This window comes from Mycobacterium sp. 5-140-3-2, from assembly GCF_035666375.1.
Lineage (GTDB): Bacteria > Actinomycetota > Actinomycetes > Mycobacteriales > Mycobacteriaceae > Mycobacterium > Mycobacterium intracellulare.
Genome location: NZ_CP142025.1, coordinates 3,395,141 through 3,412,559 on the forward strand (window position 1 = coordinate 3,395,141; position 17,419 = coordinate 3,412,559).

At 61.6% G+C, this 17,419-nt stretch carries 13 protein-coding genes and 2 pseudogenes; 8 read left to right on the forward strand and 7 right to left on the reverse strand.

What is annotated here, in order from left to right:
- Window positions 1–29 precede the first annotated feature (29 nt).
- Window positions 30–260, reverse strand: a complete 231-nt coding sequence (locus P6281_RS15465; protein WP_003877688.1) for an MbtH family protein — start codon at window positions 258–260, stop codon at window positions 30–32.
- Window positions 261–1,127: 867 nt separating this feature from the next.
- Here P6281_RS15465 and P6281_RS15470 point away from each other — a divergent pair.
- The 6 genes from P6281_RS15470 (at window position 1,128) to P6281_RS15495 (ending at window position 10,092) form a co-directional block, all read left to right on the forward strand.
- Window positions 1,128–1,547, forward strand: a complete 420-nt coding sequence (locus tag P6281_RS15470) for an MmpS family protein (protein WP_036390192.1) — start codon at window positions 1,128–1,130, stop codon at window positions 1,545–1,547.
- On the forward strand, window positions 1,544–4,438 hold the full coding sequence (locus P6281_RS15475; protein ID WP_009953332.1) for an MMPL/RND family transporter: 2,895 nt from the start codon (window positions 1,544–1,546) through the stop codon (window positions 4,436–4,438). Before P6281_RS15470 ends, P6281_RS15475 begins: the two co-directional genes overlap by 4 nt.
- Before the next feature lie 89 nt (window positions 4,439–4,527).
- A complete protein-coding gene (locus P6281_RS15480) occupies window positions 4,528–7,443 on the forward strand; it encodes an MMPL/RND family transporter (RefSeq protein WP_009953331.1) in 2,916 nt (971 codons plus the stop codon).
- A 173-nt stretch (window positions 7,444–7,616) separates the two neighbouring features.
- On the forward strand, window positions 7,617–8,564 hold the full coding sequence (locus tag P6281_RS15485; protein ID WP_026071342.1) for a daunorubicin resistance protein DrrA family ABC transporter ATP-binding protein: 948 nt from the start codon (window positions 7,617–7,619) through the stop codon (window positions 8,562–8,564).
- Entirely contained in the window at window positions 8,561–9,301 is a 741-nt protein-coding gene (locus P6281_RS15490; RefSeq protein ID WP_014385158.1) for an ABC transporter permease, read from the forward strand. The genes P6281_RS15485 and P6281_RS15490 overlap by 4 nt, the downstream gene beginning before the upstream one ends.
- A complete protein-coding gene (locus tag P6281_RS15495) occupies window positions 9,301–10,092 on the forward strand; it encodes an ABC transporter permease (protein ID WP_080588026.1) in 792 nt (263 codons plus the stop codon). Before P6281_RS15490 ends, P6281_RS15495 begins: the two co-directional genes overlap by 1 nt.
- Before the next feature lie 54 nt (window positions 10,093–10,146).
- Here P6281_RS15495 and P6281_RS15500 read toward each other — a convergent pair.
- Window positions 10,147–10,389 (reverse strand): annotated as a pseudogene (locus tag P6281_RS15500) (glycosyltransferase); the annotation flags it as partial.
- 134 nt (window positions 10,390–10,523) lie between these two features.
- Between P6281_RS15500 and P6281_RS15505 the strand changes: the two are divergent.
- Together P6281_RS15505 and istB are read left to right on the forward strand one after the other, a co-directional pair.
- Entirely contained in the window at window positions 10,524–11,885 is a 1,362-nt protein-coding gene (locus tag P6281_RS15505; protein ID WP_008257509.1) for a Mu transposase domain-containing protein, read from the forward strand.
- Complete coding sequence (gene istB, locus P6281_RS15510; RefSeq protein WP_008257435.1) at window positions 11,882–12,733, forward strand: IS21-like element helper ATPase IstB; 852 nt, start codon at window positions 11,882–11,884, stop codon at window positions 12,731–12,733. Before P6281_RS15505 ends, istB begins: the two co-directional genes overlap by 4 nt.
- 45 nt (window positions 12,734–12,778) lie before the next feature.
- Here the strand turns inward: istB and P6281_RS15515 are convergent.
- The 5 genes and pseudogenes from P6281_RS15515 to P6281_RS15535 all read right to left on the reverse strand — a co-directional run.
- Window positions 12,779–13,345 (reverse strand): annotated as a pseudogene (locus tag P6281_RS15515) (glycosyltransferase family 2 protein); the annotation flags it as partial.
- A 107-nt stretch (window positions 13,346–13,452) separates the two neighbouring features.
- On the reverse strand, window positions 13,453–14,184 hold the full coding sequence (locus P6281_RS15520) for an FkbM family methyltransferase (protein WP_041785052.1): 732 nt from the start codon (window positions 14,182–14,184) through the stop codon (window positions 13,453–13,455).
- An 86-nt stretch (window positions 14,185–14,270) separates the two neighbouring features.
- Complete coding sequence (locus tag P6281_RS15525; RefSeq protein WP_041785054.1) at window positions 14,271–15,233, reverse strand: GDP-L-fucose synthase family protein; 963 nt, start codon at window positions 15,231–15,233, stop codon at window positions 14,271–14,273.
- A 7-nt stretch (window positions 15,234–15,240) separates the two neighbouring features.
- Window positions 15,241–16,263, reverse strand: coding sequence for a GDP-mannose 4,6-dehydratase (gmd, locus tag P6281_RS15530; protein ID WP_014380402.1), 1,023 nt, complete (start codon window positions 16,261–16,263; stop codon window positions 15,241–15,243).
- 258 nt (window positions 16,264–16,521) lie between these two features.
- Window positions 16,522–17,412: a hypothetical protein gene (locus P6281_RS15535; protein WP_014380403.1), complete on the reverse strand. Its 891-nt coding sequence runs from the start codon at window positions 17,410–17,412 to the stop codon at window positions 16,522–16,524.
- Window positions 17,413–17,419 lie beyond the last annotated feature (7 nt).

The following is a 17,419-nucleotide window of genomic DNA, read 5'->3' on the forward strand; positions in this document are numbered from 1 at the left end:
TCCACCCACCCGCCCCGTACCCCGGCTGGTTACTGGTCAAAACCCCGACCCGTTGCGAGCTTGTCCCGCAGGCTCTTCGGCCTGATGTCGGGCCAATGTTGCTCGATGTACTCCAAACACGCAGCTCGGTCGGCTTCCCCGTGTACCACTCGCCAACCCGCTGGAACATCGGCGAAGGCCGGCCACAAGCTGTGTTGCTCCTCGTCGTTCACCAGGACGAAAAAGCTGCCGTTGTCGTCGTCGAATGGATTGATGCTCACAATTCTCCAGATAGATAGTGGACATGAGTGGAACAGGTCCAAACCATAGTGGAGGGCAACACTGCCCGTCGGCGGTTTGGGGAAAGTTCCTGGTGTGGCCGAGAAGGTCTTGGCGCCACCGAATGATTGGTGTGCGAAGGGGCCCCGATGCCCCTGAATTCGCTCCAGTGACCTGCATCAATGGCGGTTGGTGCGAAATATCGCTATTGGGGCAGGCACGTCCTTCAGGCCGATGAAGTTTTTGTGCTCGTCGACACACATCCTAGCCGACCGCGTGACGGCCGCGAAAATCACCCGGAGGCGAAGCTGCCGCCTCCCGGCAGGGCATGTTGAACCCTCCCGGCCGGTGACACGTGACGACTGCTGTGCTTAGGTGGTTGCGCGGCGTTGGCGACCGCTGCCCGGGGCGGAGGGGTCAGCAAAACGCCGTTTACGCAGGTGGAATCGGTCACGATCCCGTATCGCGTTGCCAAAGCACTGATACGGAAGCGACGGGCGTGGTTTACTCATCAAGACCTGGTCGCGTTCCCCGGGGGCGGGGCTCGCATGAGGTAACGGAGACACGACTGGTCGGCGACGTACACCGCATCAAGGCGCCGCAGTCTGGCGTGTTGCTACCGGTCTGTAGTTGCATGTTCGGGTGGCGGAGCCCGCGCGGACATGAAGACGGCTGAAGGGGGTGCAGTGGTCGAATCCGACGTGCGGGCCCGGCCCGACAACACCATCGCGGAAGGACGAGAAATTAGCCAACCGTCTGGCCGGAGACGCGGTTTCTTGGGCTTTGCTCGCCGATCTTCGCCTGAACCCACACAGCAAACTGGCCGTCAAACGAATCGATCCCAAAAGAGTGCCGCAGTTCTCAGCCTGCTGAAGCGGCTGTGGATCCCGTTGGTGATCGTGGCGGTGGTTATTGCCGGGGGCATGACCGTTTCGCGGTTGCACGGCGTATTCGGTTCCGAGCACCGCCCGTCGTACGCCGAATCGCGGCAGCAGGACACTAAACCGTTCAACCCCAAGCACGTGAAATACGAGGTCTTCGGCCCGGCGGGGACGATGGCCGACATCAGCTACTTTGACGCCAACGGCGAGCCGAACCACATCACCGGCATCGTGCTGCCGTGGACGTTCGACATCTCGACCACGTTGCCGTCAATCGTGGGAAACGTAGTGGCGCAGGGCAATAGCGACACTCTTGGCTGCCGCATCGTGGTGGACGGCGTTGTCAAGACCGAGAGGATCTCGCACCAATTGAACGCATTCACCTACTGCGTGTTGACTGCCACATGAGTACCGAGCAATTGGAGACCCAGCAGCCCGCCGCGCGATCACGGGTGGCGCGGATCATCCACCGGTTGTCGGTGCCCATCATCTTGGGTTGGCTTGGCATCGCGGTCCTCATCAGCGTCGCCGTCCCCTCACTGGAGCAGGTTTCGGCTGAGCATGCGGTATCGCTAAGTCCTTTGGGCGCACCGTCGTTCAAGGCGATGGAGCGGCTGGGCGAGGATTTCAAGGAGACCAATACCGGCGCCATGGCCATGGTCCTGTTGGAGGGTCAACAGCAACTGGGCGACGACGCGCACACGTATTACACGCGTTTGGTTCGCCAGTTAGAGGCCGATCACACGCACGTGCAGCATGTCCAGGATTTCTGGGGCGACCCGCTTACCCGCGGCGCCGCGCAAAGCCAGGACGGCAAGGCCGCATACGTTCAGGTGAACCTGAACGGCAACGCGGGCGCGGCCGCGGGCGACGAATCTGTGGCCGCAGTCAGAAAGATCGTGCAGGAGGCTTCTCCCCCGCCCGGGCTCAAGGTCTATGTCACCGGTCCCGCGGCCATCGTCGCGGACATGAACGCCGCCGGCGCGAAGACGGTCGCGCTGGTGACTTTGGCCAGCCTTTGCGTGATTTTCCTGACGTTGCTGATCGTTTATCGATCGATTGTCACCGTCATCCTTCTGTTGCTCATCGTCGGCCTGGAATTGCAGATCGCGCGCGGTATGGTCGCGCTTCTCGGCCATCTCGGGCTGGTCGGCCTTACCACCTTTGCCGTCAACTTGCTGGTCGCGGCGGTCATCGCGACGGGAACCGACTACGGCATTTTCTTCGTCGGCCGATATCAAGAGGCTCGGCAGGCCGGCGAAAGTCGCGAAGACGCCTTCTACACCACATTCGCCGGGGTCGCGAAGGTTGTGTTGGCCTCCGGCTTGACCATCGCCGGCGCGGTGCTCTGCCTCAGCTTCACCCGTCTGCCCTTTTTCCAACCGCTCGGTATACCGTGCGCGGTCGGCATAGCGGTTGCGGTGCTAATTGCGCTGACGCTGGGGCCGGCGCTGCTGGCCGCCGGAGCCCGGTTCGGCCTGTTCGAGCCTCGGCGGGCGGTCTCGGCCCGCCGGTGGCGACGGATCGGCACGGCCATCGTCCGGTGGCCGGCGCCCATTCTGGTTGCGTCGTTGGCCGTTGCGCTGATCGGCCTGTTGGCCTTGCCGAATTACCACCCGAGCTACGACGACCAGAAATTCATTCCGCAAAGCATTCCCGCCAATGTGGGGTACGCCGCGGCGGCGCGGCACTTTCCGGGCCAGCGAATGCAGATGCCCGAGATTCTGTTGGTCGAGACCGATCACGATTTGCGCAATCCGACCGATATGTTGGTGATCAACAAACTCGCCAAGGCCGTGCTTGCTGTCCCGGGTATTGCCACAGTGCAGACCGTCACCCGCCCCGAAGGTGTGCCCCTGCAACACACCACGATTCCGTGGATCATCAGCATGGGTCAGGCCAGCCAGATGCAGAACATGGCCTTTCAAAAAGACCGCATGAACGACATGCTCGTCCAGGCCAACGAGCTGGGAAAAATGATCGGCATCATGCAGCACATGCTGGGTCTGATGAAAGAGCTCGTCGCCACCACTCACCACATGGTCCAGACGACGCATGAAATGCAGGACATCACGTCGGAGCTACGCGATCATATTTCGGATTTCGAGGATTTCTGGCGGCCCCTACGCAACTACTTCTATTGGGAAAAACACTGCTACGACATTCCGATCTGCTTCTCGCTGAGGTCGATTTTCGACACGCTCGACGGCGTGGACTTGATCAGCGACAAGCTGCAGGAGATGGTGAAAAACCTCGATCAGCTCGACGCGATCCTGCCGCAGCTGGTCATGCAGATCCCGCCGATGATCGAAACCATGTCCGGCATGCGCAGCATGATGCTGACCATGCACAGCACCATGTCCGGGGTCATGGGTCAGATGGATTCGAGCGCCAAGGATCCGAGTGTCATGGGCCAGGCATTCGATGCCTCCAGAAACGACGATTCCTTCTACCTCCCGCCGGGGATCATCAACGGCTCCGACGCCTTCAAACGGGTCGAGAAGGTGTTCATGTCGCCGGACGGGAAGGACTTCCGTCTGCTCATCTCGCAGCGGGGTGACCCGGCGACACCCGAGGGCCTCTCGCGGGTGGAACAGATCAAGACGGCGGCCGAAGAATCGCTCAAGGGGACCCCCCTCGAAAACGCCAAGATCTACCTCACCGGCACGGCGGCGATCACCAAAGATTTGGTGGACGGGTCCAAGTTCGACCTCCTGATCGCCGGCGTCTCCGCGCTCTGCCTCATTTTCATCATCATGCTGATCATGACGCGAAGTTTTATCGCCGCCATGGTGATCGTCGGCACGGTTTTGCTGTCCCTCGGCGCGTCCTTCGGGCTATCCGTATTGGTCTGGCAGTACCTCCTGGGCATGCAGTTGCACTGGACGGTGCTGTCCACCTCGGTGATCGTGCTGTTGGCGGTCGGCTCCGACTACAACCTGCTACTGGTCTCCCGTATGAAGGAGGAATTGTCCGCCGGGATCCACACCGGCATCATTCGCGCCATGGGCGGCACCGGCAAGGTCGTGACGAACGCCGGCCTGGTGTTCGCGTTCACCATGGCCTCAATGGTGGTCAGCGACCTGCGCAGCATCGCCCAATTGGGCACCACGATCGGTTTGGGACTGTTGTTCGACACGTTGGTGGTGCGTGCGTTCATGACGCCCTCTGTGGCTGCGTTGCTGGGGCGTTGGTTCTGGTGGCCACAGCTGGTGCGTCCCCGCCCCGCCAGCACGATGCTGCGGCCCACGGGGCCTCGTCCGTTGGTGCGTTCGTTGCTGCTGAAGCAGTCGCAGTAAGTGGCGGCTTTCCACTTCAGGATGGGAACAGCAACCGTGGGGAACATCGTGACGCAGGGCGATAGCGCCGCAGACACGCTGGGGGCCGCATGACGACCCAAGGAACTCGGCCTCCCCGCATCGCGCGGAACATCCGTCGCTTTTCGGCGCTCATCATCATCGGGTGGGTAGCGCTGACCCTGCTGGTGACCTTCGGCGTCCCGCGGCTCGAGATCGTGGGCCAACAGCATTCGGTGCCGCTGGCCCCACAGGACGCCCCGGCCGTCCAGGCCATGCAGCGCATGGGCCGGGACTTCAAGGAATCGGACTCCGACAGCTTCGCGATGCTGGTGATCGAGGGGCAGCAGCAGCTCGGCGACTCGGCACACGCCTACTACGACAAGTTGGTTCGCGAACTCAAGAGCGACACCAAGCACATCGAGCACGTGCAGGATTTGTGGGGAGACCGCCTCACCGCGGCGGGTGCCCAGAGTCCCGACGGCAAGGCCGTCTATGTGCAGTTGAACCTGGCGGGTAATCAAGGCACCACGCAGGGTCAGGAATCCGTGGCGGCGATCCGCGACATCATCGCGCGGACGCCACCGCCTCCCGGCATTCAGGCCTATGTCACCGGCCCGGCGGCGCTTTTTTCCGATATGCAGCTCGCCGGTGACCGATCCATTCTGAAAATGACGATGATCGGCGCCTTGATCATTTTCATCGTGCTGCTTTTCGTGTACCGCTCGGTCATTACCGTCATTCTTTTGTTGCTGACGGTGGGCATCGAAGTTTTTGCCGCGCGGGGTGTCATCGCCTTTATCGCCGATCACAACTTCATTGCCCTGTCGACGTTTGCCGTGAACTTGCTGGTCGCGCTGGCGATGGCCGCCGGGACCGACTACGCCATTTTCTTCTTCGGCCGCTATCAAGAGGCGCGCCAGGCCGGCGAGGACCGGGAAACCGCGTTTTTCACCACCTATCGCAGCGTCTCCCCCGTGGTCCTGGGTTCGGGTCTGACGATCGCCGGGGCGATGTTGTGCCTGAGCTTCACCCGCATGCCCATCTTCCAAACCATGGGTCTGCCTTGCTCTTTGGGCATGCTGATTTCGGTCCTGATCGCTTTGACGCTGGTTCCGGCGGTTCTGACCGTCGGCGGTGGTGTCGGGTTATTCGACCCGAAGCGCACGATCGGGTTCGGCCGCTGGCGCCGCATCGGCACGGCAATCGTCCGCTGGCCCGCACCTATCCTGTGCGCGACGATAGCGATCGCCATTGTCGGCCTGGCCACTTTGCCCGGATACAAGACGAGCTACAACAACCGGTTGTACATGCCCAACAGCGTTCCCGCCAACGTCGGGTACGCGGCCGCCGATCGTCATTTCAATCAATCGCGGATGATGCCCGAAATCGTGATGATCGAGGCCGATCACGACATGCGGAATTCGGCGGACTTCCTGGTGCTGCACAGGCTTGCCAAGGCAGTCTTCGGGGTTCACGGTATTTCTCGGGTGCAGGGCATCACGCGGCCGGAGGGAACGCCGATCCAGCACACGTCGATTCCGTTTTTGCTCAGCATGCAACAGGCGATGATGAGCCAGGACATCAAGTACATGCAGCTGCGTATGGATGACATGCTCGTCCAGGCGGACATGATGGCGAAACAAATCGAGATCATGAAGCGCATCTACGAATTGCAATCGCGCATGACCGACATCACGCACGATACCATCGAGAAGACCAAGGAAATGGCCGAAGTCATTTATGACCTACGAGGCCATGTGTCCGACTTCGAGGATTTTTTCCGGCCGCTGCGCAACTACTTCTATTGGGAAAAGCATTGCTATGACATCCCGATATGCTGGTCATTGAGAAGCATATTCGACACGCTCGACGGCATCGATACACTCAGCGACAAACTGACGGATCTTCTCAAAGATCTCGACAATATGGACAAGCTGATGCCGCAGCTGCTCGAGCAGTACCCGCCGATGATCGCCATGTCGGAGGACATGCGACAGATGATGCTGACCAATCACAGCACCATGTCCGGGATCATCGGCCAGATGGACAGCAATAACAAGGACGCCGTTGCCATGGGCGAGGCGTTCGACGCCTCCAAGAATGATGACTCGTTCTACCTGCCGCCGGACATCTTCGAGAATGCGGACTTCAAGAAAGCGATGAGCCAATTCTTGTCGCCCGATGGAAAGGCCGCCCGCTTCATCATTTCCCACCGCGGCGACCCGGCAACGTCCGAGAGCGTGGCCCGCATCGACAAGATCAGGCAGGCGGCCGAAGAGGCGCTCAAGAACACGCCGCTGGAAAACGCCAAGATCAATATCGCGGGTACCGCGTCGACCTTCAAAGACTTCCGGGACGGTTCGACCTACGACCTCTTGATCGCCGGCGTTGGCGCGCTGTGTCTGATCTTCATCATCATGCTCATCATCACCCGAAGTTTTATCGCCGCCCTTGTCATCGTGGGCACGGTGACCCTTTCGTTGGGCGCCTCGTTCGGGTTGTCGGTGCTGATCTGGCAGTACATCTTCGGCATCGAGCTGTATTGGATGGTGCTGCCGATGTCGGTCATCGTCTTGCTGGCGGTCGGCTCGGACTACAACCTGCTGCTGGTGTCCCGCATGAAAGAGGAAATAGCCGCCGGCATCAACACGGGCATCATTCGGGCGATGGGCGGCACCGGAAAGGTCGTGACGAACGCGGGCCTGGTGTTCGCATTCACCATGGCATCGATGGTGGTCAGCGACTTGCGCATCATCGGTCAGGTGGGTACCACGATCGGCCTGGGCCTGATGTTCGACACCTTAATCGTGCGCTCGTTCATGACGCCCACCATCGCGGCGCTGCTCGGGCGGTGGTTCTGGTGGCCGCTGTTGGTTCGGCCGCGGCCGGCAAGCCTGCTGCTTCGCTCGGTGGGCACGCGCCCCTCCGTGCGCACCCTGCTGCGCGAGGACGACGACGCGGACGCCCCCACGGCCGAGATCCCGATTGCCAGGCCGACCGTCTAGGTGTTCCTAGTCGTTTCGCTGTCCCGGATAGCGAGGCGGTCGATGTCCTCCGCGCAATAGCGCGGCGAGAAAGATTGGACGCCAATGAGTTTGCTTCAAGCCCATCCCCTCCCCCACATCGTCATCTGTCGATACCGTCAGCACGCCGTTACGCACCGTGAAATACTCCTACCGTGAGCCCACTTGCTATTGAGGTTGTAGGCCTCACAAAGACATTCGGGCGAGACACGATCGCGCTCAATGGCGTGGACTTCTCGGTTCAGGCCGGGACGGTATGCGGGCTGCTGGGCCATAATGGCGCCGGCAAGACCACCACGATCAACATCCTGTCCACGTTGATTCGCCCCAGTTCGGGTCGCGCCAGCGTTGCCGGGTATGACCTCGCGCGCCAGCCCGCCGAGGTGCGGGCCAGCATCGGAATGGCTGGACAGTTCACCGGAATGGATCCCATGCTGACGGGCCGGGAGAACCTGGTGTTGTTTGGCCGGCTGCGCGGATTGAATCGGCGACAGGCGAAGGCGCGCGCCGACGAACTGCTTGAGCAGTTCGACCTGACTGCCGCCGCCGACCGTCGGATGTCGACCTACTCCGGCGGCATGTTTCGGCGCGTCGATTTGGCCAGTGCGTTGGTGGTGCCGCCGCAGGTGCTCTTCCTGGACGAACCGACCACCGGGCTGGACCCACGCAGCCGCCGTGATGTATGGGCCTTGGTGAGTTCGCTGACTGTGGAGGGCATCACGGTGCTGCTGACCACGCAGTACCTGGAAGAGGCCGACGTGTTGAGCGACTCGATCGTCGTCATCGACCACGGGCAGGTGATCGCCAGCGGCACCGCCGAGGAACTCAAGCGCGCAGTGGGTGCCAGCTACTGCCAGGTGACGCCAGCCAATCCCGCCGATCTGCCCCGCGTCGCCGAAGCGCTTACCGGCCTCGACGGCGTCGATATCGACACCGACTCGAGTTCGGTGTCGGTGTTCGCGCCCGACGGCGTGGCGACGCTGGTCGAAGTATTCCGTCGGGTCGACGCGCTCGGGCTCGAACTCGCGGATATCTCGCTGCGTAAGCCCTCGCTCGACGAAGCATTCCTGCACCTCACCGAGCAGACCGCAATCCGGCCATGAGCGCCCTTGCCGCCCTCACCGAACGGTCGCTGATGTCGGCGGCACGCGACGGTGAGATGATCTTTGAAGTCCTTTCCCCCGCAGCGTATTTGGCGGGGTTCAGTGTGGCGCTACACGGCCTGATCGACACTGGGCCCGTCAGTTATACGCAGTACTTTCTGCCCGCGGTGGTCGCCCAGTCGATGATTTTCGTAGGGTTGATGACGGCGGATCGTGCTGCGCGTGACCGTCTGTATGGGCTCGGTGAGCGAATACGGACCCTGCCGGTCGCAGCGGCAGCCACGGTGACCGCCCGCGTAGCAGCCACTCTGATGCGGGGCACGCTCTGCCTCGTAGTGGCGATGGTGGCCGGCTATGCGTTCGGTTTCCGCTTAACCGGTGGATTGGGCAACGCGATAGCTTTCCTGATCATTGCGCTGCTGCTGTGCTTAGCCGTAACGCTCGGCGCCGACGCGCTGGGATCGCGCGCACAAACTGTCCAAGGCGCCAGTCACCTCCTCTTCGTGCCCCAACTGTTGTTGTTCATGCTGTCCACCGGGATCGCCCCCGAGAAAACCTTCCCCGGCTGGTTGCGCCCCTATGTTCGCAACCAGCCGGTGTCACAGTTCGCCGAAACATTGCGTGGCCTGGCGAGCGGGCATGTGATATTTAGCAATATGGCAGCCACTCTGGCGTGGTGTTTGGGCATGGTGCTGGTCTTTGGGACGCTTACGTTGCGGATGCAGAGGCGTGGCTAGTGACGCATCGACTCGAGACCCAGGGGTCGTTGGTGACCGAGAGTTGGGTGCAGGCCGCTCGGCTCCTTCTCAGGTGGCGGCGCGACCAAGCGGTCCTAATGGGGTCGCTGTTGCTCCCAGTCTTCCTCTTGTTCTGCTACCAAATCGTGCTAGGCGAGCAGGTGCACAAAGTCACCGGCGTCGACAGCGTTTACGGCGTGGTCCCCATGTGCGCGGTGATATCCGCTTTGTTCGGCTCGCTTGGCAATTCCGTCGGCATCACCATGGACCGCCAGTCGCGGCTGATCAGCCGGATGTGGATTCTGCCGATACATCGGGCGAGCGCGCTCATCGGGTGGTTAACCGCCGAGGTCGTGCGGGCATTCATCGGCACGATCCTCATTACCGTGATCGGGCTCGGGTTAGGGCTCCGCTTTAATCAGGGCTGGCATGCGGCACTGCTTTTTATTCTGATCCCGTCGGTCGTGGTGAGCGGGTTCACTGCGTTGGTGATGGCACTGGCTGTCCGCAACAACGGTCGGACCGCAATGACGTGGTTGTTGGGACTCACATTCACCATGGCGTTCGTCAACCCGGGCGCGACTCCAATCAGCACATTCCCGGGCTGGGTCCGTCCTTTGATCCGCATGCAACCAATCTCGCCACCCATTGAGACGATGCGAGCCTTGGCTTACGGGGGGCCGATCGCGTTGCCGTTCGCGATAACCGTTGCCTGGGCAGTCGTGCTGCTCGCGGTGTTCATTCCGGTAGCCGTGCGCGGCTATCGGCTGGCCGCCGAAGCCAGCGCTTAGACGTCCGGGACACACGATCGCCGCCCGACGAACGGGCATGGCAACAAGCGTGCGCTACTGCTGTGCCCGCGCCTTCGATGCGGCTCTGGACCTGATCAGCAAGGCGCGCAACGCCAGTCGACGGTTCTCTTTTTTCCGGAAGAAGACCAGCATCCGGCCGCACGTCTCCCAGGCGGCCACCCAAAAATACATCGGCAGCCTCTTTCTAAATTCCCTATCGGTGCTCTGCCTCATACTGAGCCCGGTCATGTCGTTGTATTCCGCGATGACGATGTCCATGTATCGGGTCACCAGTGACCGCGCTCACTGAAATTCCCCACTGACGCTCATCGAAAATCCCCACTCGTGTGGCTCCGCCGAGAAGGGCGGGCCCCCTTCGAAGCTTCTGGTGTCTGACGCCAGTTGCTCCATCGAAGGAGGCCCGCTTTCTCATGCTCACATGGGAGGACGATGTGGAAGTACATGCCCTACGCAAACGTGGTTGGACGATCTCGGCGATCGCCCGACACACCGGCTTCGACCGCAAGACGGTCCGCAAGTACCTGGCCGGCGACGGCAAGCCGGGGGTGCGTGCCCGGCCTGACCCTGATCCGTTCGATCCTTACGTCGACTACGTCACCGCGAGGCTGACCGAGGACCCGCACCTGTGGGCCCGCACCCTCTACGACGAACTCGAGGATCTCGGGTTCGTCCTGTCGTATCAGAGCCTGACGCGCAACATCCGCATCCGGGGTCTGCGACCTGTCTGTGAGGCGTGCCGGACCGCCACGCAACGCCCCAACGCGGTAATCCCACATGCGCCGGGTGATGAAACCCAATGGGACTGGCTGGACTTGCCCGATCCACCGGCATCGTGGGGTTGGGGCAAGGCCGCGCACCTGCTGGTCGGCTCGCTGTCGCACTCGGGCAAGTGGCGCGGCTATCTGGCCCCGAGCGAGGACCAGCCGCACCTGGTCGCCGGTCTGGACCGCGTGACCCGTGGCCTGGGAGGGTGCACGCGGGTGTGGCGCTTTGACCGGATGGCCACGGTCTGCGATCCGGGCAGCGGGCGGGTGACCGCCTCGTTCGCCGGGGTGGCCAAGCACTACGGCGTCTCGGTGGCGATCTGCCCGGCCCGGCGCGGTAACCGCAAGGGGGTGGTGGAGAAGGTCAACCACACCGCCGCGCAACGCTGGTGGCGCACCCTGGCCGACGACCTCACCGTCGAGCAGGCGCAAGCGAGCCTGGATCGCTTCGCCCGGGTGCGAGGCGACACACGCCTGCGCTCCACCGCCGACGGCCGCTCCTCGGTCGCCGTGGTGGCCAAAACCGAACCACTGCAACCGGTACCGGCGCAGGCGTATCCGGTGATCGTGGCCGAGATCCGCACCGCCTCGCGCCAAGCGATGGTGTCCTACCGCGGTAACCGCTACTCGGTGCCGCCGGAACTGGCCGCCGCCAATGTGGTGGTGTCACATCCGGTCGGCGGGCAGTTCTGCGACATCGCCACCATGAGCGGGATCGTGATCGCCCGACACCGACTGGCCGCCGACGGGCTCGGCGTCATGGTGCGTGACAGCGGCCATGTCATCGCCCTGGACGCCGTGGCAATGGCCACCGCGGCGACCGGACGCCCGCACCGCCGCAAGGAACGCATCCCACCCGGTCCGGCAGCCAAAGCCGCTGCCGCACAACTGCTTGCACTCAAGCAGCCATCCAACACCTCAAGTGAAACGTCCACTCCGTCAACCGATTCCACCGTCATCGATCTGTCCGCCTACGAGCGGGCCGCGCAGAACAGGACCATCCAATGACCCCTACTCCACGCACCAACAAGGCCCCCACCAGGACCGAGGAATCGCCATCGGCTGCGGCGAGCCGCTATCAGCAGCTGCGCTCGCACCTGGCCGAGCTCAAACTGGCCGCGGCCGCTGAAGCCCTACCGGCGGTGCTGGATCAGGCCACCGCCGAGGGGCTGTCACTGACCGTGGCGTTGGAGCGACTGCTGGCCGTGGAGGTCGAGGCCAGCACTGCCCGACGGTTGGCCGGCCGGTTGCGGTTCGCCTGCCTGCCCACCCCGGCCACCCTGGCCGATTTCGATGTCGATGCTGCCGCCGGGATCGACCGCAAGCTGATCGACGAACTGGGCACCTGCCGTTACCTGGAAACCGCGACCAACATTCTGCTCATCGGCCCACCCGGGACCGGAAAAACGCACCTGTCCGTCGGGTTGGCCCGCGCTGCCGCCCATACCGGCTACCGGACCTACTTCACCACCGCCGCCGATCTGGCCGCACGGTGTCACCGTGCCGCGATCGAGGGACGCTGGGCCACCACCATGCGGTTCTACGCCGGACCGACCCTGCTCGTAATCGATGAACTCGGATACCTGCCGCTGCCCGCCGAAGCCGCTTCGGCGCTGTTTCAGGTTGTCTCCCAACGCTATTTGAAGACCAGCATCGTCATCACCACCAACCGCGGGGTGGGTGCTTGGGGAGAAATCCTCGGCGACACCACCGTGGCCGCCGCCATGCTCGACCGCCTGCTGCACCGCTCCGTGGTCATCAACCTCGACGGCGAGTCCTACCGGCTACGCGACCACCACGACGCCGCGGAAACCCTGCGCCGGACCACCACCGGCACCCGCCAACCACTACACTGACCGCTGCTCACAGGTGAGGAATTTCGGCGAGCACACCTGGGGACTTTCGATGAGCGCCGTCACCAGCGCCGGGTTGGAGAAGCAGCGGATGTTGAAATCCCAATCAGCCCAAACCGGATAGCGCAAGTTGTAGGGACCGATGCCGTCAAAGAGCTTGCGGCGGTAAAAGATTGACTGGTGGCACAGGTTCGTCTCAAACAGCAGACGATCGAGATCGAAGGCGCCGGCGTGTCGGGCTCCGGTTGAGCGCATGACGACATCGCCATAGACCAGGTCGCTGGGCTCATGCCTGCGAATGAAGGCGGCCACAAGCTCCAGAGTGGCCGACTCCAGCAGGGTGTCATCGGATCCCAGGAAGAGCACCCATTCCCCGGTGGCCATTCCGACGCCACGATTCATGGCGTCGTAGGGGCCTTGGTCTGGGCCGCTGTGGATGACCAGGCGTTCACCAAGGTCAGCGCCAAAACCATTCGCGATGTCGACGGTTCCATCTGTCGAAGCGCCGTCTACGAGTACCAGTTCGTAGTCGGTGTACGTCTGGCGGGCAATGCTTTCGATGCACGCCTGTAGAGTCGCGGCCGAGTTGAACGTGGGGACGATGATCGAAAACATTGGTGCACTCATGACGCTACTTCACGGCTTTCGAATTGGCCGTCGGTCGGAGCCATAGACACTTTATCTGGATTCGATTCAGGCGACAGAACAAATGCATTGTCAAGTCAATCCTTCTCACGCAAGAATACACCGTCTGCCTGCAGCATCCGGCCGTCCCGCGGATCGATAAAACAGGGTAGTAATCCGGTTAGCGTAAAACCCATGGAATAGGCCCACTCGAGCGCTTCCGGGATAAGCATGCTCCCTTCATACAAGGGCAGAAAAGAAAGTTCGAGTTGCATGCCCACACAACTGTTGGCGAGCGTCGTTTCACTACCGGCGAGCACTTGCTTCTCGAAACCTTGGACGTCGATCTTCAGGAAAGTCACATCGGTTGGCCGCAAAATTTCTGACGCCACAGAGTCAAGCCGATACACGGCGACGTCTTCGACGCCAACGTAATTCGCTGGCGGAAAGGCATCTTGGTGGCTTTTCAGCATCGGCAACACGGAACTACTCTGAGCAGCATTGCCTGCGATATTCACCGACACCGTGCCGTCGGCGTCCCCCAGTGCGTGCCTCCGGCAATCCCAAAGTGGATCCTTTGACGCCCTTCTTTCCAACGTCGCAAAAGGCTGCGAGAGGGGTTCGAACGAGATCATGCGACCCGGGTAGCCCGCTTTGCGGAGGCCGGCAGCGTATTGCCCCGTGTTTGAGCCTATGTCGAAAACTACATTCACATTAAGCGATTCGAGTTGTTTGACGAACTTGCGTTTCCAATTGCGTTCGGAGACGTAGCGCAACAATTCGGAAGGCGCGGCACGCGCGATCAAACGAACCTGATCCAGCAATTGCATCGCATAACACTAACATGCGAATGGCCGAGGAGAATGCCCCTTCGGGGGAACCGACGTCCAGATATGCGTCTAGTACGCGCTCTGCTCTATTGCCGGGCCGCAGCTGCGTTCGCACGGTACCACGCCACCGTTGCCTCAATGCCGTCGCGCAGGGAGATTTTGGGCTGCCATCCCAGGCCTCGTAACGCTGAGACGTCCAGCAGCTTGCGCGGCGTTCCGTCCGGTTTCGTTTGGTCCCAGCGCGTTTCGCCCGCATAGCCAACCGCGGTGGCAACCATCTCGGCAATCTCGCTGATGCTGTGATCGACACCGGTACCCACGTTGACGTGATCTGGGCCGTCAAAATGTTCGAGAAGGTACAGGCACGCGTTGGCTAAGTCATCGACATGCAACAACTCTCGCTGTGGGGTGCCGGTGCCCCAGTTCGTCACGCTTGGGGCTCCGCTTGCCTTCGCCTCCTCGTATCTGCGGATGAGCGCCGGCAGCAGGTGCGAACCCGAAGGAGAAAAATTGTCGTCGGGTCCATAGAGATTGGTTGGCATCGCCGAAATCCACGACAAGCCATATTGACGCCGAACCGCTTGCACCTGAAGGATTCCCGCGATCTTTGCAATCGCATAGGCGTCGTTTGTCGGCTCCAGGGGGCCGGTGAGCAGCGCGCTCTCCTGGATCGGCTGAGGAGCGAATTTCGGGTAGATGCAGGAGGAGCCGAGGAACAGCAACCGTGGCACCCTCGCCGCCACCGCGGCGTCGAGCAGGTTGACCTGGATCTGCAGGTTTTCGGACAGGAAATCGGCGGGATAGGTGTCATTGGCCATGATGCCACCGACCCTGGCCGCGGCATCGATGACGATCTGCGGCCTTGACTCGAGAACGAAGTCAAACGTTGCGGCCCGGTCCATCAAGTCGAGCTCGCTGTGCGACCGCACAAGAAGATTCGTGAACCCTTCGGACTGAAATCTGCGGACCAGGGCGGAGCCGACCAAGCCGCGGTGCCCTGCGATGTATACCGGCGAAGTGCGGTCAAGGACGCCCGGTGCAGAGTTCATACTCGGGTCATTTCCAGCCGGCGAGGACCGGCTTGTCGATCCATGGCTTTCCGTCGCATTCCAAAGCGGCGATGTCCGCCTCGACCATGATCCGCGCCAATTCGCCACTGTGCACGGAAGCCTTCCATCCGAGCGACTGGGCGGCTTTGGTGGCATCGCCGATCAGTGAATCGACTTCGGTGGGACGCAGATAGCGGTCGTCAAATTTCACATACTTTTGCCAGTCGAGGCCGGCATGTTCGAATGCGGTCTGGGCAAATTCGCGCACGCTGTAACCACGACCTGTCGCCAGGACGAAGTCATCGGGCTCAGGAGCCTGCAGCATCCGCCACATACCCTCGACATATTCTGGCGCGTACCCCCAGTCACGAACGGCATCGAGGTTGCCTAGATAGACATCTGACTGGTCGCCGGCTTTGATGCGCGCAACTGCTCGCGTGATCTTTCGGGTCACGAATGTTTCGCCGCGCCTGGGCGATTCGTGATTGAACAAGATGCCGTTCACCGCGAACAAACCGTACGCTTCTCGGTAGTTGCGTGTCGCCCAGTAAGAGAAGACTTTTGCCGCGCCGTATGGTGAGCGCGGATAAAATGGTGTCTGCTCGTTCTGCGGTGGTGGCGACGCACCGAACATCTCCGACGAGGATGCCTGGTAAAAGCGGCAGTCGATTCGAGAGAGGCGAACGGCCTCGAGCAGTCGGATCGATCCCATGCCCGTGGTATCGCCGGTGTGCACCGGTTCGTCAAAGCTGACACGCACGTGCGACTGCGCAGCAAGGTTGTAAACCTCGTCGGGATCGATGGTGCTGAGCAAAGTGACCAATCGGGTGCCGTCGGTGAGGTCGCCGTAGTGCAAGAGCAGTCGCGCACCCGATTCATGTGGATCGATGTAGAGATGATCGATCCGGGAGGTATTGAACGTCGAAGCTCGACGGATGAGCCCGTGGACCTCGTATCCCTTACCTAGCAGCAGCTCGGCAAGATACGAGCCGTCCTGTCCGGTGATTCCGGTTATGAGCGCTCGCTTCATAAGATCCTTACTTCTGTCGATGCATGCTCGTCACCCAAACGTCTGGCATCCCATCATCGAAGTCGTCCCTGCTACGTCAAGAGGTCATGGTACGAGCCCGAGCTTGAATGCACGATTCTCTTAGGTGGGTCACGTCCCTGCCCGCGTTGCTTAGGCTCCCTTCACGCTTCTGTTCCAGGCTGTTTACCGGTCGCGCAGGTAAAACCTTCTGGGTCGTAATCGCCCAGCACAGTCACACGGCGAGGGGTCGATCAACACTCAGAGCTCCTCTTCGGCGCCCGTCCGGGTATTGACCACGGGCAATCCTTTCAGGGAAGCCAGCCGCCGCTCGCCGCGCAGATAGGTCAGCCGGCCCTTGCTGTCCCTGGACTCGGCGAACTTGGACGTCACGTAGCCCTCCGCAGCGGTCAGGACCTTCAGTCCGTGCTGCAGGTCGGAGCGAACAAAATAAGCGTTGTTCCCTGCACTGTTGCTACCGACGAAGTCATATCCCTTGGAAGTAGCGAGGTCGCACATAGCCGGCAGAGAGGCGCCGAAGTACAGATTGTTGATGCGTTCTCTACTGAAATTCGGGTCGTAGGGGATCGTGATCGCGCGTTCGGCGCCGAACACGCTGTTGTACTCCATGATCGCGATCGCGGGTCGTACGGCAGTGAGGCCACGCCAGATCCAGTAGTCGTTGCCGTCAATGTCGATATGAAGAAGTCCGATCTCGCCTTCGAACCCATGATCCAGCATCAACTGGTTGATATTTTCTACCGTCACGAAGGCGCATGCGCTCTGGAGATCATGGCGCCACGAAATCTCGTCGCGCTTGATGACGGCGACGTTTCGATCGGAGCTATCCATCACCAGTCCGCGCCAGTTGTCGTTCAGCAGCAGGAACCGGGTGTTGGACTCTCGGTAGTCCCCGACGCCGAATTCTACGAAGGTCTCGCTCAATCCCGAAAGCCGATGGATGAGCCACTGAATGATGCCGTCGTCGCCGAATTGACTGAACACCGAGAATTCCACGTCGGCTAGGCCGTTGACGACTTCCCGTTCGCGCACCTGCCACGCGAGCCCGCGGCCAACCAGAGTGCGCTGCCTAGCTTCGCCCGCCGTCAGGGCTTGCGCGAGGAGGGCCAGCGGATTGAGATTGAGTTCCACGTGAGTC